Annotated in this window: 23 protein-coding genes; 10 read left to right on the forward strand and 13 right to left on the reverse strand. The window is 59.3% G+C overall.

All coding sequences use genetic code 11. From position 1 onward, the window contains the following. Nucleotide 1 precedes the first annotated feature (1 nt). Nucleotides 2-868: a M15 family metallopeptidase gene (locus tag DBR44_RS19695; protein WP_233578289.1), complete on the reverse strand. Its 867-nt coding sequence runs from the start codon at nt 866-868 to the stop codon at nt 2-4. A 184-nt stretch (nt 869-1,052) separates the two neighbouring features. Between DBR44_RS19695 and tssJ the strand changes: the two genes are divergently transcribed. From tssJ to DBR44_RS01925, 5 genes are all read left to right on the forward strand, one after another. Then, the gene (tssJ, locus tag DBR44_RS01905; RefSeq protein WP_124641511.1) at nt 1,053-1,586 is read left to right on the forward strand and encodes a type VI secretion system lipoprotein TssJ; all 534 of its coding nucleotides are present in this window, start codon (nt 1,053-1,055) and stop codon (nt 1,584-1,586) included. A 159-nt stretch (nt 1,587-1,745) separates the two neighbouring features. Further along, on the forward strand, nt 1,746-3,137 hold the full coding sequence (gene tssK, locus DBR44_RS01910; RefSeq protein ID WP_233578291.1) for a type VI secretion system baseplate subunit TssK: 1,392 nt from the start codon (nt 1,746-1,748) through the stop codon (nt 3,135-3,137). Nucleotides 3,138-3,144: 7 nt separating this feature from the next. Continuing rightward, nucleotides 3,145-3,849 (forward strand): type IVB secretion system protein IcmH/DotU, encoded by a 705-nt coding sequence (gene icmH / locus DBR44_RS01915; RefSeq protein ID WP_124641513.1) that lies wholly within the window; start codon nt 3,145-3,147, stop codon nt 3,847-3,849. Nucleotide 3,850: 1 nt separating this feature from the next. After that, entirely contained in the window at nt 3,851-4,330 is a 480-nt protein-coding gene (gene tssE, locus DBR44_RS01920; protein ID WP_124641515.1) for a type VI secretion system baseplate subunit TssE, read from the forward strand. Between the two features lie 140 nt (nt 4,331-4,470). Next, on the forward strand, nt 4,471-4,992 hold the full coding sequence (locus tag DBR44_RS01925) for an ankyrin repeat domain-containing protein (protein WP_158613538.1): 522 nt from the start codon (nt 4,471-4,473) through the stop codon (nt 4,990-4,992). A gap of 7 nt (nt 4,993-4,999) precedes the next feature. On the opposite strand, the gene DBR44_RS01930 is transcribed toward DBR44_RS01925, so the two are convergent. From DBR44_RS01930 to DBR44_RS01950, 5 genes are all read right to left on the reverse strand, one after another. After that, nucleotides 5,000-5,701 carry a hypothetical protein gene (locus tag DBR44_RS01930; RefSeq protein WP_124641519.1) on the reverse strand — a complete coding sequence of 234 codons (702 nt, stop codon included), beginning with the start codon at nt 5,699-5,701 and terminating at the stop codon, nt 5,000-5,002. Nucleotides 5,702-5,908: 207 nt separating this feature from the next. Further along, nucleotides 5,909-6,871, reverse strand: a complete 963-nt coding sequence (locus DBR44_RS01935) for an ABC transporter permease (protein ID WP_124641521.1) — start codon at nt 6,869-6,871, stop codon at nt 5,909-5,911. Then, on the reverse strand, nt 6,871-7,977 hold the full coding sequence (locus tag DBR44_RS01940; RefSeq protein WP_168190855.1) for an ABC transporter permease: 1,107 nt from the start codon (nt 7,975-7,977) through the stop codon (nt 6,871-6,873). Before DBR44_RS01940 ends, DBR44_RS01935 begins: the two co-directional genes overlap by 1 nt. Then, entirely contained in the window at nt 7,974-9,500 is a 1,527-nt protein-coding gene (locus tag DBR44_RS01945; RefSeq protein ID WP_124641523.1) for an ABC transporter ATP-binding protein, read from the reverse strand. Before DBR44_RS01945 ends, DBR44_RS01940 begins: the two co-directional genes overlap by 4 nt. Nucleotides 9,501-9,627: 127 nt before the next feature. Next, nucleotides 9,628-10,632 carry a BMP family protein gene (locus tag DBR44_RS01950; RefSeq protein ID WP_124641524.1) on the reverse strand — a complete coding sequence of 335 codons (1,005 nt, stop codon included), beginning with the start codon at nt 10,630-10,632 and terminating at the stop codon, nt 9,628-9,630. 501 nt (nt 10,633-11,133) lie between these two features. Between DBR44_RS01950 and DBR44_RS01955 the strand changes: the two genes are divergently transcribed. Continuing rightward, nucleotides 11,134-11,880, forward strand: a complete 747-nt coding sequence (locus DBR44_RS01955; RefSeq protein ID WP_124641526.1) for a tRNA pseudouridine(65) synthase TruC — start codon at nt 11,134-11,136, stop codon at nt 11,878-11,880. A 50-nt stretch (nt 11,881-11,930) separates the two neighbouring features. Further along, on the forward strand, nt 11,931-12,779 hold the full coding sequence (locus DBR44_RS01960; RefSeq protein WP_124641528.1) for a 23S rRNA (adenine(2030)-N(6))-methyltransferase RlmJ: 849 nt from the start codon (nt 11,931-11,933) through the stop codon (nt 12,777-12,779). A 147-nt stretch (nt 12,780-12,926) separates the two neighbouring features. Here DBR44_RS01960 and DBR44_RS01965 read toward each other — a convergent pair whose 3' ends face one another. The 5 genes from DBR44_RS01965 to DBR44_RS01985 all read right to left on the reverse strand — a co-directional run bounded on the left by DBR44_RS01965 (nt 12,927) and on the right by DBR44_RS01985 (nt 19,128). After that, nucleotides 12,927-14,075 (reverse strand): branched-chain amino acid ABC transporter substrate-binding protein, encoded by a 1,149-nt coding sequence (locus DBR44_RS01965; protein WP_124641530.1) that lies wholly within the window; start codon nt 14,073-14,075, stop codon nt 12,927-12,929. A gap of 196 nt (nt 14,076-14,271) precedes the next feature. Further along, nucleotides 14,272-15,534, reverse strand: a complete 1,263-nt coding sequence (locus DBR44_RS01970) for an FAD-binding oxidoreductase (RefSeq protein WP_124641532.1) — start codon at nt 15,532-15,534, stop codon at nt 14,272-14,274. A 3-nt stretch (nt 15,535-15,537) separates the two neighbouring features. Then, on the reverse strand, nt 15,538-17,109 hold the full coding sequence (locus DBR44_RS01975) for an aldehyde dehydrogenase (NADP(+)) (RefSeq protein ID WP_124641534.1): 1,572 nt from the start codon (nt 17,107-17,109) through the stop codon (nt 15,538-15,540). Between the two features lie 82 nt (nt 17,110-17,191). Further along, complete coding sequence (locus tag DBR44_RS01980) at nt 17,192-18,139, reverse strand: dihydrodipicolinate synthase family protein (protein WP_124641536.1); 948 nt, start codon at nt 18,137-18,139, stop codon at nt 17,192-17,194. A 62-nt stretch (nt 18,140-18,201) separates the two neighbouring features. Continuing rightward, nucleotides 18,202-19,128, reverse strand: a complete 927-nt coding sequence (locus tag DBR44_RS01985; RefSeq protein WP_124641538.1) for a 4-hydroxyproline epimerase — start codon at nt 19,126-19,128, stop codon at nt 18,202-18,204. A gap of 260 nt (nt 19,129-19,388) precedes the next feature. Here DBR44_RS01985 and DBR44_RS01990 point away from each other — a divergent pair, with 260 nt between their 5' ends. Continuing rightward, entirely contained in the window at nt 19,389-20,165 is a 777-nt protein-coding gene (locus tag DBR44_RS01990) for an AraC family transcriptional regulator (protein ID WP_124641540.1), read from the forward strand. A gap of 293 nt (nt 20,166-20,458) precedes the next feature. Here the strand turns inward: DBR44_RS01990 and cysN are convergent, their stop codons facing one another. Together cysN and cysD are read right to left on the reverse strand one after the other, a co-directional pair. Next, on the reverse strand, nt 20,459-21,889 hold the full coding sequence (gene cysN, locus DBR44_RS01995) for a sulfate adenylyltransferase subunit CysN (protein WP_124641542.1): 1,431 nt from the start codon (nt 21,887-21,889) through the stop codon (nt 20,459-20,461). Nucleotides 21,890-21,967: 78 nt separating this feature from the next. Next, complete coding sequence (gene cysD, locus DBR44_RS02000; RefSeq protein WP_255424571.1) at nt 21,968-22,939, reverse strand: sulfate adenylyltransferase subunit CysD; 972 nt, start codon at nt 22,937-22,939, stop codon at nt 21,968-21,970. Nucleotides 22,940-23,116: 177 nt separating this feature from the next. Here cysD and DBR44_RS02005 point away from each other — a divergent pair, with 177 nt between their 5' ends. Both DBR44_RS02005 and DBR44_RS02010 read left to right on the forward strand, forming a co-directional pair. Then, nucleotides 23,117-25,279, forward strand: coding sequence for an HDOD domain-containing protein (locus DBR44_RS02005; protein ID WP_124641544.1), 2,163 nt, complete (start codon nt 23,117-23,119; stop codon nt 25,277-25,279). A 53-nt stretch (nt 25,280-25,332) separates the two neighbouring features. After that, nucleotides 25,333-26,421, forward strand: a complete 1,089-nt coding sequence (locus tag DBR44_RS02010; protein ID WP_233578294.1) for an LD-carboxypeptidase — start codon at nt 25,333-25,335, stop codon at nt 26,419-26,421. Nucleotides 26,422-26,443 lie beyond the last annotated feature (22 nt).

Raw genomic sequence — 26,443 nt, forward strand, 5'->3', positions numbered from 1 at the left:
GCTATTTTTTAGCCAGCAAAGCTCGAATCGAGCCTGTCTGTTCGATATGGCCAAAATCCTTGAAACTCCAATTACCACCCCAGGTAAGGCCGGCTGCTTGCGACTCCTCACCCAAGGCTTGATACGCTTGCATGGCCCACGGATCACGCTCGGATATCACCACTTTGCCATTACGGATCGGGGCCAGATCGACGGCCAAACCGTATTGATGCTTGCTCTCCCCGCCTTTGGCCTGGGTCACATGATTGCCTTGTCCTGCCAGCGCATTCTGACGCTCAGGACTGCGATAGCCTTCCAGCAAAACCATGGAAAAACCACGCTCTTTCATCGATGCCATCACATGCAATACCGTTTGCACGAAAGCCGGATTCAAGCGACTCCAATCACGGCTGGCATGATTGATATCCAGACTAGGCCTCTCTGCTTGGGCGTCGACAAAAGCAGCTGGCGGCAAAGCCGGCGGTGGCACCAGTTTTTCTTCCCGCAGCGTCTGCTTGATACGCTCGGCCTGGGCATAGCCCTGTGCCACATAGTCCGGCCGCTGATAGTAGCGCCCCATATTCAACACCAGCAGCACACCCAAACCCACTAGCGGCAATGACAACAAGGGAAGCAGCAACCAGCGAAAGCTGTGATTGACCACCGGACTTTTTACCTGAGCACTGGCAACTGGCCCTGCAGGCAGCGTTCTCAAGTCAACCGCTTCCTCCATACTCAACAAGGGTTTTGACAGCACCACCTCAGCAGCCTGCGAGGCCTGAAGCTGATGAGCCTGCCCCTGCGCACCCGCGCCCAAGAAGTAACGCCAGCCGACCCACGCCAACAGCAGTACAAGCAAGGCCACCAGTACCGGCAAGGCAAAAATCATCTGCATGACACAATCAACACCCGAGAATCATAATTGCATTTAAAGTATTATCACAATATGTAACAATACGCAAAAAGAATATTATAATGTAATTTATTCTGCTGAAAAGATAACTGTAAGCACTAGTAAAAGTACCGATAGAATATGCTATGCGGTTTTTTCAATCAGGAACGAGCATTGTCCAATGACATTTAGTTTGAAAAGTCATCGCAAAAGCCTGCTGGCAGGCATCGCAATCCCGCTGATGCTGAGCGCCTGCAGCGGCCCAAAAATGATAGCCATCCACGGGGAAAGCACCGTCGGTCTCAACCGCGATGCACAAGGAAAACCGCTATCGGTGGTAGTGCACATCTACCAATTGCGTAGTGCCGAAGCATTCAACAGGATGACCATGGATGCCCTGCTGGCCGGGAAAACAGAGCAGGATCTGCTAGGAAACACCCTCATTTCCAGCAAAGAACTGACCATGATTCCGGGAAAGTCAGTGACCGACAGTGAGACCATCGGCGAAGAAACCCGCTACGTCGGCGTGGTCGGCTTTTTCAGACAACCGGACTCCGCTTACTGGCGGCTGCTGTTTGACGCCGATGCCATCAAGAGCCGTGGACTAATCTTCAAGGCTGCCGATTGCTACCTGCTGCCAGTGACCGCCAAGAACATCGCAATTCCGGGGCAATCATCACAGCCTCCAGCCGAGTGCACCAGCAAGCGGCGTTGATTTACCCTGCAAATAATTGCGCTCTGTTGCAATTTAACAACGATTGTTATTAGTCCATTAATTGAATATTTAATTATCACTATGCGCATTCCATTTGCCATAAATATGACAAATGATATTTTTACTAAGTAAAATCCCTTAAAAGCACTGCAAAAATCAATGCGCCGCATTGATCTTCAGTTGCAAATGCAAGGTCATCACAAGATGCAATATGCAAAAAGAGTTCTGTGGGGCGAAGGCATGTTTTTGCGGCCACAGCATTTCCAGCAACAGTCCTTGTTCCTAGAACAAAAAAGCGCACAGCTACTACAGTATTCCGGCCGTCATCGCTGGGGAGTCAGTCATCTGCTGCTTGATGAAACTGCGCTCAAAGCCGGCATGGTGCGTATCGATGCCCTGACGCTGCTGTTTCGTGACGGCACCCTGTACCAGGCACCAGGTAATGCAGCACTTCCCTTGTCCAGAGAGTGCGCCACCATTCCCCAACTTGGCATCAAGACCACCCTCTACGCCTGTCTTGCCCAGTTGCAGCCTTACGGCGGGAACACCCGCAACGGCGAGGCGCTCAACCGCCCGACTCGCTTCGTCAGCAACAACAGTGAAATCGCCGATCTGTATACACAGGCGCTGGAAGCCGATGTCAGCACACTTGAACTCGACGTAAAGCTGATGTTCGAGGAAGAAAATCGTGACGGCTACGAATCTGTTCCGCTTTGCCAACTGGAAAAGGACGCAACAGGGCAATGGCGTATTTGCGCCGGCTTCATTCCTCCTCTTCTTACTACAGAAGGTTCAACCGAGATTCAGCAGTTGTTGCGCCGGCTATTGGACATTTTGCTAGTGAAGAACCAGTCCTTAAGCAATAGCCACCGAGAAAGATCAAAGAGTGTTGTTGAATACGGTTCAACTGACATCAGCTCTTTCTGGCTATTGCATACGGTAAATCGCAACTTCGCCCGACTGCGCCATCTGTCACAAAGCAGCCCGTTACACCCGGAGGAGCTTTATATGGCACTCGCGGAGTTCTGCGGCGAGCTGCAGACCTTCGCCACCCTGTATACCTTGTCGGACATTCCCGCCTACCGGCATGACCAACTGCATCTGGTACTGCCGGTGCTGGACCAGCAAATCCGCGAACTACTGGAAACTGTCATCTCGGCGCGCTACACCATCATTCCCTTGCATTCACCCAAGCCATCCTTCTTTATTGGCCGACTGGAAAGCGACCGCTTACTGGATAACGTCGATTTCTACCTGTCAGTACAAAGCGAGATGCCAGCCAGCCAGGTAATCGACAGCGTGCCGCTCAAACTCAAGATTGGCGCCCCGGATGATGTGGAAAAAATCCTTAACTCGGCGCTGCGTGGCGTAGCACTCAGCCATGCTGCGCAAACGCCCTCTGCCGTGCCGGTGCGTGTTGGCAACCATTACTTCGCACTCGAACCGCACGGGGATATTTTTGGCCGCATGCTGCAATCACGCAGCATCTGCATCTACCTCCCGCAAACCCTCGCCAATCTGTCACTAGAGCTGATTGCCGTTTTCCGTTGATAAGGCCATGAACCAAACTACCGCCCTCCCCAACCAAGAACGCCCACTGGCCGTTACCCCCTCTGCGGCGCCCAGCCTGCGCGAGATGCTGGAAGACGGCATTTACCTGCTGTTTTTGCTGAAAGACGGCAATGCTCCCGGCAGTGCAGTGGAGTTCAATCGCCGCGTGGACCAGTTCCTGGCGCAATACGAGAAAACCGCGCGCAATTTCAACAAGGATATGAATGCGGTCAACTACTCCAAATACGCTTTTTGCGCACTGATGGATGAAATCATTCTGTCATCGGACTTTCCCTTGCGCGACGAATGGGAACGCATGCCCTTGCAGTTGCGTCTGTTTGGCGAACATCTGGCGGGTGAGGGTTTTTTCAGCAGACTGGAACAATTACGACTGGAGCCGGCGCAGCAGATCGAGCCATTAGAAGTGTTCTACAGCTGCCTGCTGCTGGGCTTTCAAGGCAAATATCTGCTGGAGGGCGAAGAAAAGCTGGGCTACCTGACCCACAAACTGGCGCAGGAAATTCAGCAAGTACGTGGCGGGAAAGCAGAATTCTCTCCTAATGCCCAACTGCCGCAGCGTTTTCAGGCCTTTGTCCGGCACGAGCTCCCCTTGTGGCTGTACTTCGCCTTGCTGGCGATTGCGGGCAGCGGCATCTTCATGACCTATCGCTGGTTGCTGGCCAAGCAGCTGGGCAAACTGTTTGCCAGCTGACATGAGCACTCTTAGTCGCCACGCCCTGATCCAGCCGTCCGTACTCGACCGCCTGCTGGATGACGAACCGGACAGATCGCGCCAGCCCGAAGCCATGCTCTACGAGCTCGCCCAATTCAAGCGCTCACTGGCGCGCGATCTTGAAGCCCTGCTCAACACCCGCACCATGCCGCTGGACGACTTGTTCGACGCCTACCCGCTGGCCAGCAACAGCATGCTGCGTTTTGGGATTCCGGATCTTAGCGGCATCAGCCTGTTGAACCCGGATGACCGGGAGCTGCTGCGCGAGCAATTGCGACGCGCCATTGAAACGCACGAGCCCCGGCTTTCAAGGGTGCGCGTCAATCTGGATGCGCCACGCGAAATGGAAAGGCACCTGCGCTTTCGGGTAGATGCCGTATTGAAAGTCCACCCGCACCGCCCCCCAGTCACTTTTGATGCCACGCTGCAACTGTCATCCAATGTGTACAAGGTGCAGTAAACAGGCGTGGACTGAGCTACTGACATTTCACTTACAAACTGAATGACCAGGAAACAGAACTACGCTTGGCGGACTTGATGGTGACACTTTAGATGCCGTACGTAAAAAACTATTCGAATAGATGCCTGCTTAGCATTGGCATGCTGCTGCTCACACAACAAACCATTGCAGCGTGCAACAAAGAAGACTGGCAACAACTGCTGCGCCATGCCGACGCATCCGCTGTGGTTAGCTACATCAAGAACCATCACTGTGAGCTTGACCAATCGCTGGACGATATTTCCAGGCCGGCATTGGTTTATGCGATAGAAGGCCATAATCGCGCTGCGGTACAAGTGCTGCTGCAGGCCGGTGCGGATGCCAATGTCGATGGCTACGATGGCCGCACACCATTGTTTTACGCGGTACAGTCCAAGGATATTGGCATCGTCGAGGATCTGATCACCAAGGGTGCAGACGTCAATGCATATACACGCACAAGCGGGATCACCGTACTGATGATTGCGGTGCTTGAGTCCTCACCGGCCATCGTCGCCTCTCTTGTTGCGCATGGCGCATCGCTGGATGAAACCGACAAATACGACCAAACGGCCATCAACTACGTCGACAAATTACCGGCCAATCGACGGGCAGCGATGCGGGTAGCACTGAGAAAGCGCTGAGCACAGCTCAGGCCATCAGTTTGCGGTCGCCAAACCAGTCGGCCAGCATCTGGCGGATAGCAGTTGCGTTGTACTTGGGGGCGCGGCTATCTGACCAGCTGGCATGATCAAGGTGAAAGTTGTAGCGCTGGAATTCCGGCGACTGATTGAGTGCATTACTGCGGGTGTAGATGGTGACCCACGGGTCGCCTTCGCGCCAGGCGATGGCCACCGGCACCCCCTCCACCTCGCCCGACCATAACTGGTCGGTCTCGCAAAAATGAACATCATCCAGCAGCACCATATTGACCACGGCCGGCAGTGTGCCGCGCTCGGCGTACACCTTGCGCAGATGGCGACAAAGTCTTTCCTTGCTACCGATGGCCGCGCTTGATCCACGCAGCAGGAAATAGCTGCAAGTACAGGTCAGCGTGGCGGGATCGACGCGGTAGCACTTGCCGGGGGTGATGGTGCTATGCAGGATGACCGCCGGGATATCCAGCGGTGGAAAGGTCAGCCGGTCACGGATGTAAGGCCAGGGGCGGCGGCTCCAGGAGTCATCACGCGCTTTGCGGGTGGCGGCCACCTTGCCGAGCACACTGTCACCCGGCGGCATGCCCTGCCCGACCAAGGCATCGGGATCATGCTGGCGCAGCGCACCACCCAGCAGGCCGGCCAGTGCGGCGACAGTACATCCCACCAGGACCAGTGTCAGCACGGCCAGCCACATACCATTCCCCCGGATTCGGCTGACTGCTGCAGCCTTGTTTATTGTCATTTGCCCATCAGCGCCCAGGCCGGCTGGTGCACACCCCTTGTTGTAGTGCAATTCAGCACACAATTCGACCCGTCGACAGTACCCCCACAGCATGAGACGTAAAAAAACCGGCCAGAGCCGGTTTTTTCTGCAGCCCACTTGATGGGCCGATTTCACTGCCTAGCGTGACTTTACAAACGGCACGCCAATGGCCTTCGGTGCCACGGCACGACCGACAAAGCCAGCCAGCAGCAATACCGTCAGCACATAAGGAATGACCTGGATGGCCTGCGAGGGAATCTGGCCGACAATGGGCAGATCCACCCCTTCCAGCCGGATTTGCAGGGCATCGGCAAAGGCAAACAACAGACAGCCCAACACTGCCGGCAGCGGACGCCATTTGCCGAAAATCAGTGCCGCCAGTGCCAGAAAGCCCTTGCCGGCGGTCATTTCCTTGATGAAGCTACCGGTCTGGTATACCGACAGGAAAGTACCGGCTACCCCACACAGCACGCCACCCCAGAACAAGGCGATATAACGCACCCGAGCCACCGACACCCCAGCGGTATCGGCCGCATGCGGGTTCTCGCCAACCGCACGCAGACGCAGGCCAAAGCGGCTGCGATACACCACCCAGCTCACCACAGGGATGATCAGTACGGTGAGATAGACCAGAATGCTGTGCCCGGACAGCAGCTTGCTATAGAGATGGCCGATGACCGGCACATTCGACAGGGCATCGGCAAACGGCAGGCTGATGTCGTGGAAGCGTGAGTCATCATCCAACTGCGGGGTATTGCCGCCCTGCTGAAACCAGGCCAGCCCCAGTACCGGCGTAATACCAGAGGCAATGGTGTTGATGGCCATGCCGGAGATCAGCTGATTACCGTTATAGGTGACCGAGACAAAGGCATGCACCATGGCCAGGCTGACCGAAGCCATGATGCCGGCCAGCAGACCCAGCCAGGGCGAATGGGTAACAAAGGCGGCGGCGGCAGCGGCGAAAGCCGCCACCAGCATCTTGCCTTCCAGGCCGATATCCACCACGCCGGAGCGCTCGGAGAACATGCCGGCCAGCGCCGCCAGTACCAGCGGCGTAGCCACCCGGATGGTTGAGTCCAGCAAGCTGAACAACTGTTCCATTATTTGTCCTCCTTGCGCTTGAACAGGCCTGCGATAAACGGCTCGAACAGGTTTTCCAGCGCGCCGCAGAACAGGATGATCAGGCCCTGGATGAAGATGATCATTTCGCGGGTAATCACCGGTTTTTCAAACGACAGCTCCAGCCCGCCCTGCGTCAGGCCGCCAAACAGCAGGGCCGACAGGATGATGCCCACCGGATGGTTGCGCCCCATCAGCGCCACGGCAATGCCGACAAAGCCGACACCATTGGTAAAGGACACATTCATGCGGTGGGTGGAACCCAGCAGCTCGTTGACAGCGGCGAAGCCGGACAAGGCGCCGGACACACACATGGCCAGAATGATGGTCTTGCTGACGCTGATGCCGGCATAGCGTGCTGCACTCTCGTTCACGCCCACCGTACGCAACTGGAAGCCCCAGCGGCTATGCCACACCAGCAGGTAAAACAGGCCGCAGGCCAGCAGCGCCATGACAAAGGTCAGGTTCAGCGGCGTGCTGGGCAGGCTGATGCCCATGCCGGCAGCCACCTGATGAATGGCCGGAATCCACGCGGCCTGGCCAAACTCGCGGGTGGTAGGGTTTTGCGAACCGGCTTCGATCAGGTGATGACCGATCAGATACAACATCAGCGAATAGGCGATGAAGTTGAACATGATGGTGGTGACCACAATATGGCTGCCACGCCGCGCCTGCAGCCAGCCTGGAATAAAGGCCCAGGCCGCACCAAAGCCCATGGCGGCCAGGATGCACAGCGGCACCAGCACCAAGGGCGGCAGGGTGTGATCAAAAGCCAGCACCACCAGCGTCACCCCCAGGCCAGCCAGATAGGCCTGCCCTTCGCCACCGATATTGAACAGCCCGGCATGAAAAGCAGTGGCCACCGCCAACCCGGTAAAAATGAAACCGGTGGTGTAGAACAGCGTATAGCCGATGCCTTCACCACTGCCGAAGGCACCGCTTACCAGCAATTGCAGGCATTCCCACGGATCTTCGCCTATCATCCAGGTCACGAAGCCAGTCACCAGCAAGGCGGCCAGCAGATTCAATGCCGGCAGCACAGTCAGCTGAGCCCAGCGCGGCAATGTGGACGGTTGTCCGAATTTCAATGTTTGTGCCCCCCCATCAACAAACCCAGCGAAATGGTGTCGGCATCCCTGGCCGCCACTTCGCCGCTAATCTGCCCGCCGGCCATCACCAGAATGCGGTCGGACAAGGCCAGAATTTCCTCCAGCTCCACCGACACCAGCAAGATGGCCTTGCCGGCATCGCGCAGCTCCACCAACCGTTTGTGAATGAACTCGATGGCGCCGATGTCCACGCCACGCGTCGGCTGGCCGATCAACAGCAAGTCCGGGTTGGCGTGAATCTCGCGCGCCAGCACCACTTTTTGCTGATTGCCACCCGACAGCAAACCCACACGCAGCTGGGCGTTGTCCGGACGGATATCGAACTGGCGGATGAAATCACGCGTGCGCGCCAGCAGTGCCTGGCGTGAAAACAGCCCGCCCTTGCTGATGCGCTTGTCGTCGTGATAGCCGAGAATGGCGTTCTCGAACATGGCAAAGGACTTCACCAGGCCTTCACGCGAACGGTCTTCCGGCACATGGGCAATGCCCTTTTTGCGATACAGAGCGGCCCGCGGCTGTGTGGATTTTTCCTGCAGCAGATCCGCACCCTGATAGCGGATTTCACCGGAAGTCGGCTCCAGCATGCCCGCCAGCACTTCCAGCAGCTCGGACTGACCATTGCCAGACACCCCGGCAATGCCGACGATCTCGCCGGCGCGCACCTGAAAATTCAAGCCATCCAGTAGCTTGACGCCACGCTCATCGGTCAGGCACAGCTGGCGCACGTCCAGCACGGCCGCCCCCGGTTCGCGCTCGGCCTTGTCCACTTTCAGCGTGACTTTGCGCCCCACCATCAGGTCGGCCAGTTTTTCCTTGTCGACATCCGCCGTGCGCACATTGCCCACCACCGTACCGGCACGCATCACGCTGACGGCATCGGTAATGTCCATCACCTCGCGCAGCTTGTGGGTGATCAGGATGACCGTCTTGCCCTGCTCGCGCAGCGCACGCAGGATGCAGAACAGGTGATCGGCCTCCTGCGGTGTCAGCACGGCCGTGGGCTCGTCCAGAATCAGTACGTCGGCCCCGCGGTACAGCGCCTTGAGAATTTCCACCCGTTGCTGCAGGCCAACACCCAGCTCGCCAACGATGGCGTCCGGATCAACCTCCAGCGAGTAGTCGCGGTTCAGCGCCTGCAGGTGTTCGCGCGCCTTGGCCATGCCCTCTTTGAGCAGCAGGCCGCCTTCGGCACCCAGCACGATGTTTTCCAGCACGGTGAAGTTGTCCACCAGCATGAAATGCTGATGGACCATACCGATGCCCAGCCGGATGGCTTCCTGGCTGTTGCGGATGCGCACGGTCTTGCCATCCACCGCGATGCTGCCGCTGTCGGCCTGGTAATAGCCGTACAGAATGCTCATCAGGGTGGATTTACCCGCGCCGTTCTCGCCGATGATGCCGTGTATGGAGCCCTTGGCGATGTTCATTGATACATCGCGATTGGCCTGCACTGTGCCGAAGCGCTTGCAGATGCCGTTCAGCTCGATGGCGAAATCAGTCATGCCGGTATTTTCCCGATTTTCCATAAATCCGGTCGGCGGCCTCGCCAGAATCAAACAGGCACGATAGCCAGAGCCATCGTGCCTGCAGTCCTCCCGGGCCGCAGCCGGGAAAAGATGATCTAAAGACTTACTTCACCGGGCAGCTGTTGCTGGCGCGGTAGTCGACCACGCTGAGCTTGCCACTGATGATGTCCTTCTTGGCGGCGCCGATTTTCTTTTCCATGTCGGCGGAAATCAGCTTGCGGTTATTGCTGTCCAGCGCCCAGTCCACGCCGCCTTCCTTGAGGCCCATGACTTTGACTTCCGGCTTCCAGCTGCCGTCGCGGGCGGACTTGAAAGTATCGTACACGGCATTGTCCACGCGCTTGACCATGGAGGTCAGCACATAGCCGGGGTAGAGGTGGTTCTGGTTGCTGTCGACGCCGATGGACAGTTTATTGGCGGTCTTGGCGGCCTGCAGCACGCCCAGGCCGGTGCCACCGGCAGCAGCGAATACCACGTCGACGCCGCGATCAAACTGGCTCTTGGCCAGCTCGGTACCGCGTGCCGGGTCGTTGAAGGCCTGCGGCGTGGTGCCGGTCATGTTCTGGATGACTTCAGCCTTCTTGTTGGCATACTTGGCACCCTGTACATAGCCACAGCCAAAGGCGCGGATCAGCGGCACATCCATGCCACCGATATAACCTACCTTGCCGGACTTGGATGCCATGGCAGCGGCCATGCCCACCAGGAAGGAGCCTTCCTGTTCCTTGAACACGATGCTCTGTACGTTCGGACCCTTGGCCACGGAATCGATGATGGTGAATTTCACCTTGGGAAATTCCTTGGCCACGGTTTCCACCGCCTGGGTAAAGGAGAAGCCGACGGAAACGATCAGGTCGGCATCCTTGCGCGCCAGATTGCGCAGCAGCTGTTCCTTTTGTGCTTCGGAGGCAATGGTGCCCTCACGATAGCTGATCTTGAATTCCTTCTTGAAACGCTCTGCGCCATTGAACGCCGCTTCGTTGAAGCTCTTGTCAAACTTGCCGGCCTGATCGTAGATCACAGCCGGGGTGAAGTCTTTGGCAAAGGTGACGCCGGCCAGCATGGACAGGCCTACGGCAACGCTTGCTCGTTTCAGTTGGATGGTCATATCTGGAACTCTTGGTTTTGTTGGTCAACATGCACGAGCGGACGCTAGCCTGTTCATGCAACATCGGGAAGCCCCTACTTCCGGATTGGCTCTCTGTCAGGCCACGGGCCTGCAGGTGCGCCACCGAATGTCAGTGCGCCAGGCTGCAACGCAGAGTTTCATCATGGTGGGCGCGGCGAATTGTAATGACCGGGAAATTGACTGTAAACAATTTCCTCTCCACTTTGAAATACCTTGTCGCAAAGCTGGTAATTGGGGGGCAGCAATCGCAATGATCCGGCGCTAAAAAACCGCAGCACGCAGCAAATTTATGCCTACATGCATGACCGGATCACAAAATATGACGTTTTCCTGCAGCAAGCGCAAGAAGTCGCTGTCAATGGCAAATGCAGGAAAAATCTACCCGCCCAGCTGTCGCAATTCGGCCACGGCAGCGCCTTGCACATATCCAAGCCGACGGCAAAGTCCTACAATCGCGGCCTTCGCCTCATCAACACCGCCATGCTACCCATTCTCTACCGCGACCAGCAGCTGATCGCCATCCACAAGCCGTCCAACCTGCTGGTGCACCGCTCCGAGCTGGATCGTCACGAAACCCGCTTTGCCATCCAGCTATTGCGTGACCAGATTGGCCAGCGCGTCTACCCGGTACACCGGCTGGACAAGGGCACCTCCGGCGTACTGCTGTTTGCCCTGGACAAAGACAGCAGCCGTGAAATGAGCTGGCAATTCGAACGCCAGGAAGTGAGCAAGCGCTACCTGGCCGTGGTGCGTGGCCATCCGGCCGAGGCCGGCCATATCGACCATGCCCTCAGCCGGCGGGTGGATGACCTGGCCTGGCTGGGCGAAAAGGTGGAACAAGGCCCGCAAGAAGCACAAACCGACTACCGCCGCATAGCCACGGTGGAGCTGCCGATTGCCGTGGACCGCTACCCCAGCAGCCGTTACGCCCTGGTGGAGCTGTCGCCACTCACCGGCCGCCGCCACCAGTTGCGCCGCCACATGAAGCATATCGCCCACCCCATCATTGGTGACGCTACCCATGGCAAAGGCGTGCACAACCGCATGTTTGCCGAGCACTTTGGCAGCCAGCGCATGCTGCTGGCCTGCATGGAGATGCAGATCACCCACCCGGCGACTGGTGCAGCCATCCAGTTGACCTGCCCTCTGGCTGATGATTTTGCCAGCGTGGTGCGCGCGCTGGGCTGGGAGCAGGCCATCCCCGCCAACTGGCTGCCCGCCGTCTGAAGCGATCCCAAATCCGCTACAATGCCGCCATTGTCTTAGAAAGCTGATGCATGCTGAGTTATCGCCACGCCTTTCACGCCGGCAACCACGCCGACGTGCTCAAGCACCTGATTGAAATTGCCGTCCTGGATTACCTGGGCCAGAAAGACAAGCCCTACTGGTATATCGATACCCACGCCGGAGCCGGTGGCTATGCCCTGCACGAAGGCTATGCCGCCAAGAATGCCGAATACCTGAGCGGCATTGCCCGCCTGTGGGACCGTAGCGACCTGCCGCCCGCCGTAGCCGCCTATGTGGACGTGGTACGCGAGATGAACCCGGATGGCGAACTGCGTTTCTACCCCGGCTCCCCCTGGTGTGCCGCTGCGGTGATGCCGCAAAGCGACAAGCTGCGCCTATTCGAGCTGCACCCTACGGATTTCCAGTTGCTGGAACAGAACTTCGGCGGCCATCCGCGCCGTACCCAGCTGCAACAGGCCAATGGCTTTGAAGGCATCAAGGCCATCCTGCCGCCGCCACCGCGCCGGGGCCTGGTGCTGATTGACCCGCCCTACGAAGACAAGCGTGACTACCAGCACGTGGTGACGGCGCTCAAGGAAGGCCTGAAGCGTTTTGCCACCGGCATCTACGCCGTGTGGTACCCCTGCCTGCAGCGCGCCGAGATGAAAGAACTGCCCAAAGAGCTGAAAAAGCTGCCGGCCAAGAGCTGGCTGCGCGCCGAGCTGCACGTACAAGCGCCATCTGCCGACGGCTTTGGCATGTACGGTAGCGGCATGTTCCTGCTGAATCCGCCGTGGACCCTGCCGGAAACCTTGAAAGAAGTGCTGCCTTATCTGGTGCAGCAACTGGGCCAGGACGCCAAGGCCAGCTTCATTCTGGAAACCGGCGGCGATCTGTAAACCAGCACCAGCCTCGGTAAGGCCATCCCACGGGATGGCCTTTTTGCTGCCTCTCTGTCCATAAAAAACGGCTGGCCTGCCAGATGGCAGCCAGCCCAAGCATGAGACTGATGAGAACTGCGGGGAAAACAGAAGAAGCTGCGACGCCTAGCGCACCACGGCCTGCACTGCCCAGGCATTGTTCTTGACCACCGACAGGGTGACCGGTGCCTTGAGCAGATTGCCATTGGGGGCAAAGGCAAAATCTGCCGTCACGCCGCTGTAGCGAATGGCTGCCAGCTTGGGCAGGTATTTGGCCGGTTCCACCGAGCCAGCCTGCTTCATGGCCTCGGCCACCAGCATCACACCGTCGTAAAACTGCGGCCCCAGCAAGACCACGTCCTGATGGAAACGCTCCTTGTAGCGGCGTTCAAACTCCTTGCCAGCCGGACGGGCGGACAGAATGCCACCCGCCACGGCCGAGTAATGCCCGACAGCGTCCGCACCTGCCAGCTGGATAAAGGTGGGCGTGTTCATCATGTCACCCCCCATCAGCTTGGCTTTCAGCCCCAGGCGCTTGAGCTGCTTGGCCATCGGCGCGGCCTGGGCATCGGCCCCGCCATAGAAGATGACTTCCGGATTGACCGCCTTCACCGCAGTGAGGATGGAGGTAAAATCGGTAGCCTTGTCCGAGGTGAATTCGCGGCGCAGCACTTTGCCGCCATTGGCGGTCACCGCCTTGACGAACTCATCGGCAATGCCCTGGCCGTAGGCCGTGCGGTCGTCAATCGCCACAATGCTCTTGGCCTTCAGCGTTTTGACGGCGAACTGGCCCAGCGAGCCGCCAATCTGGCTGTCGCTGCCCACCAGGCGGAAGGTGGTTTTGTAGCCTTGCTGGGTATAGGCCGGGTTGGTGGACACCGACAGCTGCGGAATGCCCGCCTCCGAATAAATGCGCGAAGCCGGAATCGACACCCCGGAGTTGAAGTGGCCGATCACGGCTTTGACCCCGGCATCAACCAGCCGCTGCGCGGCCTGGGTGCCGACACGCGGGTCGGCCTGGTCGTCTTCGGACACCAGCTCGAACTTGATTTTCTGCCCGCCCACCAGCAGAGCTTTGGCGTTGATGTCGTCAATCGCCATTTTGGTGGCATTTTCATTGTCCTTGCCGTAATGGGCCTGCGGACCGGACAGCGGCGAAGAAAAGCCGATTTTCACCACCGTGTCAGCATGGGCGGCAGCCATGACAAAGGGCACCATCATGCCGCCCAGCGCCACCACCCAGTTCATTTCTGCAAACAGTTTGTTCCGAACCATGTCACTTCTCCTTTGATGCTGCTTTTTGATTGACCAGCACAAGCCGACACACCCGTTGCATCACCCCAGCCAACAGCACTGGCGATGCAAGACAGGAGGCGGCGGTTTTGCCGGTTGCTCTTGTCAAGGAAAGCCAGCCGGCCCTCCCCTCTACTGCTCCCCCGTCATGACCGGTCTGCGCCGGTGCGTGACAGGATCAAAAACGAGACATCCGGTAGGGCTGCATATCCAGTGCCGGGCTGTGCCCTTGCAACATGTCGCATAACAGCACGGCGGTAGTGGCCGCCAGAGTGAGGCCCAGATGGCCATGACCAGTGGCAAACCACAGCCCGGCCTGAGCGGGTGCCGGGCCGATGATGGGCAGGGTATCCGGCAGCGAGGGGCGATTGCCCATCCACACCGTCATGCCTTCGGTAGAAAAGTCGCCGACAATGCGCCGGGCCTTGTCCAATAGGATGTGCGCGCGCCGCCAGTCCGCCGGGGCATCGCGGTGCGCCAGCTCCACCGTGCCCGCCAGCCGCAGGCCGCCATCAGCCATGGGCAGGATGACAAAGCTCTCGCTGGCACACTGGATGAAGTGATGCAGTTTCACCCCGGCATGCGGCAGATTGACGTGATAGCCGCGCTCGCTTTCCAGCGGCACGCGGTATTGGTGCTGACGGGTAAAACGGTCGCTCCACACGCCGCAGGCAATCACCACAACCGCCGCAGACAACTGGCCATTACCGGCAGTCTCCACACCGTGCACACCGTGCGTGTCACCCAGGGTGCGCAGCACCTCGTCCTGCACAAAGCGCCCACCGGCGTGGACGAAGGCATCGAACAGGCCACGGCTGAACAAGTAGGGATCGTCCACATGCGACCAGCCCGGCACCCGCACTGCGCATTGCCATTCCTCGGCCAGCAAGGGCTCGCGCTTGGCCAGCGCACTGCCCGACAGCGCCTGCCACTGCACACCGTGGCGACGCTTTTCCTCCCAGGCTGGCAGGGCCGCGTCGAATTCCTGCTGATTGCGGTAAAGCGTCAGATTGCCGTGGCGCTGCCACATGTGCTCCAGCCCGGCCTTTCCGATCAGCACGGCATAGTCCGCATTCACCCGGCCCAGCAAGGCGGACAGATCGCGGGTAAGCGCGGCGACCCGGCCGGGCCGGCTGGCCGCCAGAAAGCGCAGCAACCACGGCATCAGGCTGGGCAGATAGCGCCAGCGCAAGGCCAGTGGCCCCAGCGGGTCCAGCATCCAGCCCGGCACCTTGCGCAAGACGCCCGGTTCGGCCAACGGAATCACATCGCTGATGGCAAAGGCACCGGCATTGCCATAACTGGTTTCCATGGCCGGTTCGCCACGGTCCAGCAGCGTCACGCCAAAGCCGGCCAGTTGTAATTGCAGGGCAATGGCGATGCCGACCACACCAGCACCCACCACGATGACATCGCTTCCCGGAGCAAGGGTTTGCGCCATGACTCAGGCCTCCCGCATGCCATCGACCAGCCGGCGCAGCGCCAGCGGATTGCCATGCTGCAGGGCAGCGGGCAGCAGTACATCCGGCACGTCCTGATAGCACACCGGCCGCAGGAAACGGTAGATGGCCGCCGTACCCACCGAAGTGCTGCGCGTGTCGGAGGTGGCCGGAAACGGCCCGCCATGCACCATGGCATCGCACACTTCCACCCCGGTGGGCCAGCCATTCACCAGAATGCGGCCCGCCCTGCCTTCCAGCACGGGCAGCAGGGTGCGCGCCAGCGCGACATCGCCATCGTCCAGTTGCAGTGTGGCGGTAAGCTGGCCTTCCAGCGCATTGGCCAACTGATGCATTTCCTGTTCATCGCGGCAAGCCACCAGCAGCGCAGCGGCACCGAACACCTCGACCTGCAAGGCCGGATTGGCCAGATACTCGGCAGCCCTCACCCGTAGCAGGCGTGCCTGGCACTGGTTTGGCCCGCTGGCGGGCTGGCCGCAGGCGGCTGTCGCGGCATGGGCGGACAAGCTGTCCGCTCCGGCCTGATAGGCGGCCCAGATGCCAGGCGTGAGCATGGTTTGCGCCGCGCTTTGTTGCAGCAGATCGGCCGCCGTGGCGACAAAACGCTCCAGCGCCGGCCCCTGTACGGCAATCAGTAGGCCGGGGTTGGTACAGAACTGCCCTGCCCCCTGCGTCAGCGAGCCGACAAAGCCCTGCGCCAGCACATCGCTGCGCGCCTGCAAGGCAGCGGGCAGCAGGAATACCGGGTTGGTGGAGCTCATTTCGGCATAGACCGGAATCGGCTCCGGGCGATTCTGCGCCGCCTGGCACAGCGCCAGACCTCCACTGCGCGAACCGGTAAAGCCCACCGCCTTGATACGCGGATCGGTCACCAGGGCATTGCCCACCTCGCGACCACTGCCAAACAGCAGCGCGAACACCCCGGCAGGCAGACCGCACTTGGCCAGCGCCCGGCCAATGGCTTGACCGGCCAGCTCGCTGCTACCGGGATGGGCGCTGTGCGCCTTGACGATGACCGGACAACCAGCCGCCAGTGCCGAAGCGGTATCTCCCCCCGCCACCGAGAAGGCCAGCGGGAAATTGCTGGCCCCGAACACCGCCACCGGGCCCAGCGGAATGTGGCGCTGGCGCAGGTCGGCACGCGCTAGCGGCTGACGTTGCGGCTGGGCGCTATCGATCCGTACATCCAGCCATTCGCCGGCACGCACGGTGCGGGCAAAAATCCGCAGCTGACCACACGTGCGGCCGCGTTCCCCCTGCAGGCGGGCGCGTGGCAGGCCGGTTTCGAGCATGGCACGTTCGATCAGCTCATCGCCCAAGGCTTCGATTTCCTCGGCAATGCTTTCCAGAAAACGGGCACGTAGCTCCGGCGTGGTTTCCCGATAGGCAGCAAAGGCAGCCCAGGCCAGCGTACAAGCCTGTTCGACCTGGCTCAGGTCTGCACCGGCATAAGCGGGCGCCAGCGCCAGCCCAGTGGCTGGGTCAATTGCCCGGCTGCCTTCGCGCTGGCCGGCAACGGCCTGCCCGCCAATCAGCATCTTGCCTGTCAGATTCATAGGGGTTCCTGCACCTTGGATGGCTGCTAATGGGATAAGCCCGGCCACGCCAGCGGCATGGCACGGGTAGTCGGAGACAGGCTCAGGCTGCGTTCAGGCCGGCCGACCAGTTGCGATACCACTCGCGGAACAGCGCGTACTGGGTTTCGGCATAGCGGCGCTGCGCTGCGCTCAGCACATCGGTTTCGTTGAAGTGCAGGCTGTACTCCTGGTCACCGTTGAGGACCATCAGGTACTTGTAATACAGCACCAGGTCGCAGCCCTCGTCGAAGGAGGACAACACCGCCAGCGCAGATTCCAGCTCGCGCGCCTGGCTGCGGGCTACGGCGTCTCCCTTGGCGGCCGCCTTGCTCAGCGCCACCAGATGCAGCACTTCGCGCGGCAGCGCATTGCCGATGCCGGTGATAGCGCCGGTGGCATTGCAATTGACAAAGCCATGCACCACCTGGGTGTCCACCCCCACCATCAGGGTGACCTGATCATCCTGCGAGGTGATGTGCTCGGCGGCATAGCGCATGTCAGCGGCACCACCGAACTCCTTGAAGCCAATCAGGTTGGGATAGCTGCGACGCAGTTCGAAGAACAGGTCGGCGCGGGTGGCAAAACCGTAATAGGGACTGTTGTAGATCACCGCCGGCAGGTTTGGCGCGGCAGCGAGGATGGCGGAGAAATGGGCTTTCTGGGCAGCCGGCGATGCACCACGCGACAGTACGCGTGGAATCACCATCAGGCCGTGTGCACCCACGCGGGCAGCGTGGGCTGCATGCGCGACCGCCTCGCGGGTATTCACCGCACCGGTACCGACAATGGTGGGCACGCCGGCAGCCACCAGCCGCGCCACGCCCTCCTGGCGCTCGGCTTCGCTCAGCAGCGGCCAGTCGCCCATCGAGCCGCAATACACCACGGCGCTCATGCCAGCGGCAATCAGTTGCTGGCCCTTGGCTACCAGCGCGTCAAAATCCGGCTTGCGCTCTGCGGTACACGGGGTCATCAGGGCCGGGATGCAACCGGTGAAAATGTTGTCGCTCATTGTTTTGCTCCTTGCAGCTTGTATGTATGTGTGTGTGGGGGATGTCAGTGCGGCGTGTGGGCTCAAATGCCCCACGCGAAAGGGTCTTGTTCGTCGATGAGCAGCGTGCTGTTGGCGGTGACGTAGGCGCGGCCGGTAATGAAGGGGCGAATCAGCTCGCCCTCGCGCTGGTAATGACCGACAAACTGGCTGCCGGTAATGCTGGCCTGTACCCAGTACTCGCCTTCGGCCAGCTTGCCGTCGGCAGCCAGACAAGCCAGCTTGGCGCTGGTGCCGGTGCCGCAGGGCGAACGGTCGTAGGCCTTGCCCGGACACATGACAAAGTTGCGGCTGTCGGCCTCGGCATCGTCGGCGAACAGCTCAACGTGGTCGATCAGCGCGCCGTCGGCCCCGGTGATGCCTTGCGCTTCCAGCGCCTTGAGCATGGCCCAGGTAAAGGTGGTCAGCGCCTCCACATTGCCCATTTCCAGCGCCATGCCGTGCTCGGCCACCAGGAAGAACCAGTTACCGCCCCAGGCGACATCGCCATGGAATACACCGTAACCCGGCACCTCCACCGCCACTTGCTGGCGGTAACGGTAGGCCGGCACATTGCCCAGCGTGACTGCACCGTCCGCATGCAGGGTGGCGCTGACCGGCCCCACCGGGGTATCGATCTTGTGCACGCCCGGTGCAATCAGGCCCTGGTAATGCAGTGAGGCAATCAGGCCGATGGTGCCGTGGCCGCACATGCCCAGATAACCGGTGTTGTTGAAGAAAATCACCCCGCAAGTGGTATCCGGCGACACGGGGGCGCAATACAGCGCGCCCACCAGTACCTCGCTGCCACGCGGCTCCAGCAGGCAGGCGCGCCGCCACTGGTCGTGCTGCTGGCGCAGTACGTCGCGCTGCTCGGCCATGCTGCCACCGGTCAGCGCGGGGAATCCTTGCATCACCAGCCGGGTGGGTTCGCCCCCGGTGTGGGAATCGATGATGTGTATCTGTTTCATTGGCCTGTCCATTCCAAAAACGTGAATGACGGATGGCGGGCAGATGCACCAGGCAGGACCACACGCAACAACGCCTTGCAGTGCCTTGATTCCATTGCATCTTCGTGCCGCATCCGTCTTCGTCAGCACCTGCATAGAATGGCTTCATTGCCGCCAACATTCTTGATGGTTATCATCAGCGACAATGACGAAATCGGCACAATTGGCGTTTTCGGGATAAAAATCCCTCCGACGAGGGGAAGCAAGGCAAAGGGGAAAGAATGACTGGCGATACGCTGGAAACCATCGCGCGCTGGCAGGAAACCATGCGCCCGCCGTCCATTGCCGCACTGCTGGCTGGGCTGGGGCCGCTGCTGCCGGTGCTGGACCTGATCCCGAATGCAGCGATCTTCATCAAGGACCGTCAGGCGCGTTACCTGGTGGCCAACCAGACACTGATGGAACGCTGCGGCCTGAAAAGCCTGCAACCGCTGCTGGGCAAGACCAGTGTCGAGGTGTTTCCGGCGCAGTTGGGGCCGGTCTATACCGCGCAGGACATGAAAGTGCTGGAGGGTGGGCTGGTACTGGAAAGCCAACTGGAACTGCACCTGTTCAAGAACCGCGAACCCGGCTGGTGCCTGACCTACAAATGGCCGCTATACAGCCAGGCCAATGAAATCATCGGGCTGATCGGGATTTCGCTGGACCTGCAAGCAGCCAGCAAGACCCACCCGGCCTACAAGCGGCTGGTGGCGGTGGACGAGTTCATCCGCCAGCACTTCAACCGCCCGGTCAGCATGGAAGAGCTGACTGCCATTGCCGGCGTCTCCGCCGCCCAGCTGGAACGCTACTGCAAAAAGGTGTTCCACCTGACCCCTCGGCAGATGATTCACAAGGCACGGCTGGAACACGCCCACCGCTTGTTGCACAGCGATATGGCGATTACCGATGTCGCCCTGCACTGCGGCTACACCGACCACAGTGCCTTCAGCCGCCAGTTCAAGGCGCTGACCGGCTTCACCCCGCGCCAGTATCGCCAGGCTACCGGGCAGGGCTGAGTACCATGCAGACAAAAAATCGACCAGGGTTTGGCTAGCGCTATTACAGCTAGTCCCGACTCCAGTAGAACGCTGCGCCCAAGTCTTGTTATCTGCCTCACCCGAGCAAGGCTGGGGGCCATCCACCACCATAAAGAAACCCCCCTATGCAGCTTCGTAAAATATTACGGGCCACATAGGGGGGCTGATTTTCGTGTAAATGCTGCGTTAATGCTGCTTTGCGGTGCACTAGTTAGACGCCAGTCCTTGCCAAACCCGATAAAGGCATGACTCCGCAAGGAATAGCGTGCGACTTAGAGCAGCTTCGAAATATCCTTCGCTTCCCAGTGCGGGAAGTGCTTGCGTACCAGCTGGTTGAACTCCAGCTCGAAGGCGCGCAGGCGGGCCAGTTCATCGCTTACCGGGGCCGCACTGGATTCGGCAGCTGCGCTGATCATGCCGGCAGCCGCTGTTGCATTGGACAAGCGATCGATGATCACGAAGCTGCCCGTGCCACGGCTCAGGGCATAGGCGTCGAACACGGCCGGTGCATTCAACTCCACCCGGCACAGGGCAATCTCATTCAGTGCCAGCTCTGCTGCATTGAACTGCTGCAGCGAATTCACATCCACCCGATGCTGGATGCTGCTTACCCGGCCAGTGACGACCTTGCCAGCCAGCTTGAAACCATATTCCTTGCCCAACTCCAGCGGTGCTTCGGCCATCCATACCAGGTGGGCATCGAATGCCTGGGACACACTGGGCTGCTGCTCGCCAGCACGCACGATCATGTCACCGCGCGAGATGTCGATTTCATCTTCCAGGGTCAGGGTAATGGCCTGGCCAACAAAGGCAGAAGGCTGATTGCCTTCAAAGGTGACCACTTCCTTTACCTTGCTGCGCTTGCCGGAAGGCAGGGCCACGATCTCATCACCCGGTTTCACTTCACCGGCGACCACCGTGCCGCAGAAACCACGGAAATCCAGGTTCGGGCGATTCACATACTGCACCGGCAGGCGGAAGGCATCCAGCGCCACATCATGGCTGACCTGTACGCTCTCCAGCAGCTCCATCAGGGTAGCGCCCTGATACCAGCCCATGTTTGCGCTGCGGGTCACCACATTGTCGCCACGCAGGGCGGAGATCGGCACAAAGCGGATATCCGGAATGGTCAGGTGCTCGGAAAACGACAGGTATTCGTCACGAATGCGCTGGTAGGTTTCTTCGCTGTGCTCGACCAGATCCATCTTGTTGATGGCCACGATCACGTGCTTGATGCCCAGCAGGCTGACGATGAAGCTGTGGCGGCGGGTCTGGGTCTGCACGCCACGCCGGGCATCAATCAGGATGATGGCCAGATTGCAGGTGGATGCGCCGGTCGCCATATTGCGGGTGTACTGCTCGTGGCCGGGGCAGTCGGCAATGATGAACTTGCGCTTTTCGGTGCTGAAATAGCGGTAGGCCACATCGATGGTAATGCCCTGCTCGCGCTCGGCCTGCAAGCCATCCACCAGCAGCGCCAGATCGATTTCCTGGTCGGTGGTGTTGTACTTTTTCGAATCGCGCTCGATGGCCGCCAACTGGTCTTCAAAGATCAGCTTGGAGTCATGCAACAGGCGGCCAATCAGCGTTGACTTGCCGTCATCGACATTGCCACAGGTGATAAAGCGCAGCATGTCCTTGTTTTCATGCTGCTTGAGGTATTCCAGGATATCGCTGGCAATCAGCTCGGACTGGTGAGACATGATCGTTCTTTCCGCTGTATTCCGTCGCCAGGGCGCCGGACATCAATTCTTCAGAATGGTGACAGGATGAAGCCGGGCTTAGAAATAGCCTTCCATCTTCTTCTTCTCCATCGAGCCCGCCTGGTCATGATCGATCAGCCGGCCCTGACGCTCACTGGTGGTGGTGAGCAGCATTTCCTGGATCACCTCGGGCAGCGTGGCCGCAGTGGATTCCACGGCACCGGTCAGCGGATAACAGCCCAGCGTGCGGAAGCGTACCTGCTTCTTGCTGATGCTGGCTTTTTGCTCGGGGGTCAGGTATTGCAGGATGCGCTCGTCGTCTATCATCACCAGCGTGCCGTTCAGATTCACCACTTCGCGCTCGGCGGCAAAATACAGCGGCACGATGTCGATGTTTTCCAGATAGATGTATTGCCAGATATCCAGCTCGGTCCAGTTCGACAGCGGGAACACGCGGATGCTCTCACCCTTGTCGATCTTGCTGTTGTAGATATTCCAGAGCTCCGGACGCTGGTTTTTCGGGTCCCAGCGGTGATTCTTGTCGCGGAAAGAGTAAACACGCTCTTTGGCACGCGATTTTTCCTCGTCACGACGCGCACCGCCAAAGGCGGCATCGAAGCCATATTTGTTCAGCGCCTGCTTCAAGCCTTCGGTCTTCATCACGTCGGTATGCTTGGCACTGCCCACGGTAAACGGGTTGACGTTGGCTTTCACGCCCTCTTCATTCACATGTACGATCAGCTCCCAGCCTTCGGCCGCCTGCTTGTCGCGCAGGGCATACATGTCCTGGAATTTCCAGGTGGTATCCACATGCATCAGCGGAAATGGCGGCTTGCCAGGGGCAAAAGCCTTGCGCGCCAGATGCAGCATCACCGCCGAATCTTTGCCAATACTGTACAGCATGACCGGGTTTTCAAACTCCGCAGCCACTTCGCGGATGATGTGAATCGACTCGGCTTCCAACTGCTTGAGGTGAGTCAGTTTCTGTTGACTGATGTTCATGGTTCCCGCCTGTTCCTGGGCTGCCTGCGCTTCTGGTGAGCACAGCATGATGGTTTGCTTGTCGCTCAATTTACCGGAAGGCCTGCCATTCTCCAAAATCAGTTGGATATATCAATATGCACTATCCAAGTGCAAATTCAGTCCAAAGAGCAATAACGTGATGCTGATTAAGTCATGCCGTGATGGCTGTTTCGCCATATAGTGACAAGCAGGGAGATCAACACCATGAACCGCGTCGACAATACAGCGGACTACCAGCTGGAGCGCAGCCTAAGCTGTGCTGACGGCTCGTCACTATTACTGGCCAAGGCCGGCGAACACGACTACCTGCTGCTACCCGCCACAGCAGAACCCTCTGCCGGCAAGCTGCATCACAGCCTGCTCGCCCTGCCCGTGGATCACACCACACTCGCCGGTCAGGACTATGCCTGCTACCTGCGTGACGGGCAGAAACTGCTAAGTGAAATCACTCCCGGCGCGCTCAACGATAAAGAAGTCACCGGCATAGCCTGTGACATCATGGAAGCCCTGCTGCAGCTGCAATTGAACCAGCTGGCCCTGCCCATAGTCGATGCCGAGCACATCCTGATCGACGCCCAGCAACAGATTCAGCTACTGGGTCAACATGCCGCCATCCCGCATGACGAAGTGCAACAGCAACAGAACCTGGTACAAGCCGGCCGTCTGCTGTATTGGCTGTACAGTGGCCGCCGCTATAGCAGCCTGCCACTTGCCAGCCTGCGCCCCCAGCTGGATGGCGAGCTATTGCAGCTTTGCCAGCAATTACTAACAACCCACACGGCAAGCCCACTCCCCACCCGCGCCATCCTCGCACAGTTGCAGGACTGGCTGGTCCGCCAGCAAAGCTTCATCCGCCCGCAGGGCAACCATCGCGCGGCACTGGAGCAACTCTTGCAACGCATGCGCCACAGTCCGGACTTTCCGGCATTGTCGCAGGCCGTTTCTGCCATCAATCACATTGGCAATGCCGACAGCGAGCGACTGCAAGTATTGGCAGAAATCATCCTCAAGGATTTCTCGCTGACCAACAAGCTGCTCAAGGTGGTGAACTCAGCCAATTTCAGTCAGTTTGGTGGCACGGTCAGCACGGTATCACGCGCCATCGTCATCCTCGGCTTCGACACCATTCGCAACCTCGCCCTGACCTTGCTGCTGTTTGAACACATGCACAACCGCAGCCACGCCCAGGAGGTACGCGATGTCGCCATCAAGGCATTGTTCTGTGGCCTGCTGGCACGCAACCTGGCTCGCCATAGCGGCCTGCGCGAAGCGGAAGAAGCACTGATCTGCGGCATGTTCCAGCAGCTGGGCGAGCTGCTGTGCGTGTACTACTTCCGCGAGGAATACCGGCTGATCCACAAAAAAATCAGCAGTGGCAGTACGCCGGAACAGGCGGTGCTGCATACGCTGGGTCTTTCCTATGCTGCGCTGGGTGCCGGCACCGTCAGCCTGTGGAGTTTTCCGGAAAGCATGATCAGCAGCCTGGAGCCGTATGCGGCCGGCCCGGTACGCCAGCCACAAAGCAGTGCGGCGCGGCTGCGCATGCTGGGCAATCTGGCACAAGAGCTGACCTGCCTGCTGAGCACGGCAAATCCGCTTTCTCAGGCAGCAGCCAGACAGTTACTTGCCCGCTACGAACGGGCCAGCGCGCTGGACATGCAGCAGCTCAATGTCGTTATCGAACAGACGCAAGCTGCTTTTGACGACTATCTGCGCGAATGGAGTGGTGAACAGCCGCGTCATGGTCAGGCTCATCAGCTGAAAACCGCCCGCCTGGATACGCAAGCACCACCGTTAGCCACACCGATACCCGACAATGCACTGACTGCCAGCTACGTCCTTGCCCCTCCGGCTACTGCATCCCTACTGTCTGCCGGCATCCAGGACATCACCATGACCTTGCTGGGGCATTACCAGTTGAACGATCTGCTACGCATGATTCTGGAAATCATGTTCCGTGCCGTGGGTTTTGACCATGTTTTGCTCTGCACCAAAGACCCACGGCAAAACCAGCTGCAGGCACGCTTCGGCTTTGGTTCGGACATTCCAGTACTACTCAAACAGTTCCAGGTAGATCTCAACCAACAGGACAATGCTTTTTGCATTGCCATGGAACGTAACGTCGACATCTTCATCGAAGATGCCAGCGACGCCACCATAGCCAGCCATATACCAGACTGGTATCGTCAGCTGAATCTGGCACAAACTTTCATCATCTTCCCGCTCGTGCTGGAAAAGAGGAAAATAGGCTTCTTGTATGGTGACAAAAAGCAGGCGCACAGCCTGCCATTACGTCCCGACGAACTCAATCTGCTCAAAACCCTGCGCAACCAGGCCTTACTGGCCATCCGCCAGAAACAGAGCTGAGCAGCCACATCATCAGGAATAGTTTGTCACTGATCAGCAAGCACCCACTTGACATGCTGTCACGCAGAACCCTGCTGCAAGCTGGCTTGAGCATTGCCGCCGCCGGCATGCTGCAAGCCTGCAGCAGCCCCGTGCGCCGCCCCACTTCACCTACTGCAGCTCATCCGACCATGCCATTGCAAAACCGGGAAATCACCCTGCTAGCCTGCTCCGGCAGCCTGCCGAGCGCCACCCAGCGCCAACATGGCGTCGAACGCCTGCAACAGGCCGGCTTCGATGTGACTAATCGCGAAGCAATCGACCGCCAATACCAGCGTTTTGCCGGCACTGATCAACAACGCCTGCAAGACCTGAATCAGCTCAGCCAACGCCAGGACATGCCACGCATGCTGCTGGCTGGCCGCGGCGGCTACGGTGCCTGCCGCCTGCTGCCGCACATCGACTATGCCCGCTTGTGCCCCATGCTCAAGGAGGCAGGCACCCAGATCATGGGCTATAGCGATTTCACCGCCATCCAGCTTGCCTTGCTGGCCAAGGGTGGGGTGGGCAGCTTTGCCGGCCCCATGTTGTATAGCGACTTTGGCGGACGCAATATCAGCCCTTACTCCATGCAGCAGTTCATCCAGGCCACCACCACCCCGGACTGGGTAGTGCGCAGCCAGACCATGCAAAGCATAAGCGACCATGGCGAAGGCATTTTCTGGGGAGGCAATCTCAGCGTACTCAGCAGCCTGGTCGGCAGCCCCTACCTGCCAGATATCCGGGGCGGATTGCTGTTTCTGGAAGATGTAGGCGAGCAACCCTACCGGCTGGAGCGCATGCTGCAGCAACTGTACCTGGCAGGCATTCTGCAACGGCAGCGCGCCATCTTTCTGGGCGACTTCTCCATGGGCCGCATCGTGGATGCCTATGATGCCAGCTATACACTGGATGCTGTCATTACGCAGCTGCGCCAGCAACTGAAGGTGCCCATCTTCACTGGCATTCCCTTCGGTCACATCCACGACAAGACCACCCTGCCCCTCGGCTATCCAGCACGTTTCAACAGCAGTGAAAATGGACTGGAGTTGCAATTCAGTGACTACCCAGTGCAATCGACAGCAGGACTGACACTAGACAATCTGCTGCGCAGCAACCTCTGACCACCCCGACGCAACAAAGCCG

The sequence above is a fragment of the Aquitalea sp. FJL05 genome, from assembly GCF_003852595.1.
In the GTDB taxonomy this organism is placed as follows: Bacteria; Pseudomonadota; Gammaproteobacteria; order Burkholderiales; family Chromobacteriaceae; genus Aquitalea; species Aquitalea aquatilis.

Excerpts from the sequence above, each read along its gene's own strand:
- DBR44_RS19695 (WP_233578289.1), bottom strand. The coding sequence starts at position 868 with ATGATTTTTGCCTTGCCGGTACTGGTGGCCTTGCTTGTACTGCTGTTG.
- tssJ (WP_124641511.1), top strand. The coding sequence starts at position 1,053 with ATGACATTTAGTTTGAAAAGTCATCGCAAAAGCCTGCTGGCAGGCATC.
- tssK (WP_233578291.1), top strand. The coding sequence starts at position 1,746 with ATGCGCCGCATTGATCTTCAGTTGCAAATGCAAGGTCATCACAAGATG.
- icmH (WP_124641513.1), top strand. The coding sequence starts at position 3,145 with ATGAACCAAACTACCGCCCTCCCCAACCAAGAACGCCCACTGGCCGTT.
- tssE (WP_124641515.1), top strand. The coding sequence starts at position 3,851 with ATGAGCACTCTTAGTCGCCACGCCCTGATCCAGCCGTCCGTACTCGAC.
- DBR44_RS01925 (WP_158613538.1), top strand. The coding sequence starts at position 4,471 with ATGCTGCTGCTCACACAACAAACCATTGCAGCGTGCAACAAAGAAGAC.
- DBR44_RS01930 (WP_124641519.1), bottom strand. The coding sequence starts at position 5,701 with ATGTGGCTGGCCGTGCTGACACTGGTCCTGGTGGGATGTACTGTCGCC.
- DBR44_RS01935 (WP_124641521.1), bottom strand. The coding sequence starts at position 6,871 with ATGGAACAGTTGTTCAGCTTGCTGGACTCAACCATCCGGGTGGCTACG.
- DBR44_RS01945 (WP_124641523.1), bottom strand. The coding sequence starts at position 9,500 with ATGACTGATTTCGCCATCGAGCTGAACGGCATCTGCAAGCGCTTCGGC.
- DBR44_RS01950 (WP_124641524.1), bottom strand. The coding sequence starts at position 10,632 with ATGACCATCCAACTGAAACGAGCAAGCGTTGCCGTAGGCCTGTCCATG.
- DBR44_RS01955 (WP_124641526.1), top strand. The coding sequence starts at position 11,134 with ATGCTACCCATTCTCTACCGCGACCAGCAGCTGATCGCCATCCACAAG.
- DBR44_RS01960 (WP_124641528.1), top strand. The coding sequence starts at position 11,931 with ATGCTGAGTTATCGCCACGCCTTTCACGCCGGCAACCACGCCGACGTG.
- DBR44_RS01965 (WP_124641530.1), bottom strand. The coding sequence starts at position 14,075 with ATGGTTCGGAACAAACTGTTTGCAGAAATGAACTGGGTGGTGGCGCTG.
- DBR44_RS01970 (WP_124641532.1), bottom strand. The coding sequence starts at position 15,534 with ATGGCGCAAACCCTTGCTCCGGGAAGCGATGTCATCGTGGTGGGTGCT.
- DBR44_RS01975 (WP_124641534.1), bottom strand. The coding sequence starts at position 17,109 with ATGAATCTGACAGGCAAGATGCTGATTGGCGGGCAGGCCGTTGCCGGC.
- DBR44_RS01980 (WP_124641536.1), bottom strand. The coding sequence starts at position 18,139 with ATGAGCGACAACATTTTCACCGGTTGCATCCCGGCCCTGATGACCCCG.
- DBR44_RS01985 (WP_124641538.1), bottom strand. The coding sequence starts at position 19,128 with ATGAAACAGATACACATCATCGATTCCCACACCGGGGGCGAACCCACC.
- DBR44_RS01990 (WP_124641540.1), top strand. The coding sequence starts at position 19,389 with ATGACTGGCGATACGCTGGAAACCATCGCGCGCTGGCAGGAAACCATG.
- cysN (WP_124641542.1), bottom strand. The coding sequence starts at position 21,889 with ATGTCTCACCAGTCCGAGCTGATTGCCAGCGATATCCTGGAATACCTC.
- cysD (WP_255424571.1), bottom strand. The coding sequence starts at position 22,939 with ATGCTGTGCTCACCAGAAGCGCAGGCAGCCCAGGAACAGGCGGGAACC.
- DBR44_RS02005 (WP_124641544.1), top strand. The coding sequence starts at position 23,117 with ATGAACCGCGTCGACAATACAGCGGACTACCAGCTGGAGCGCAGCCTA.
- DBR44_RS02010 (WP_233578294.1), top strand. The coding sequence starts at position 25,333 with ATGCTGTCACGCAGAACCCTGCTGCAAGCTGGCTTGAGCATTGCCGCC.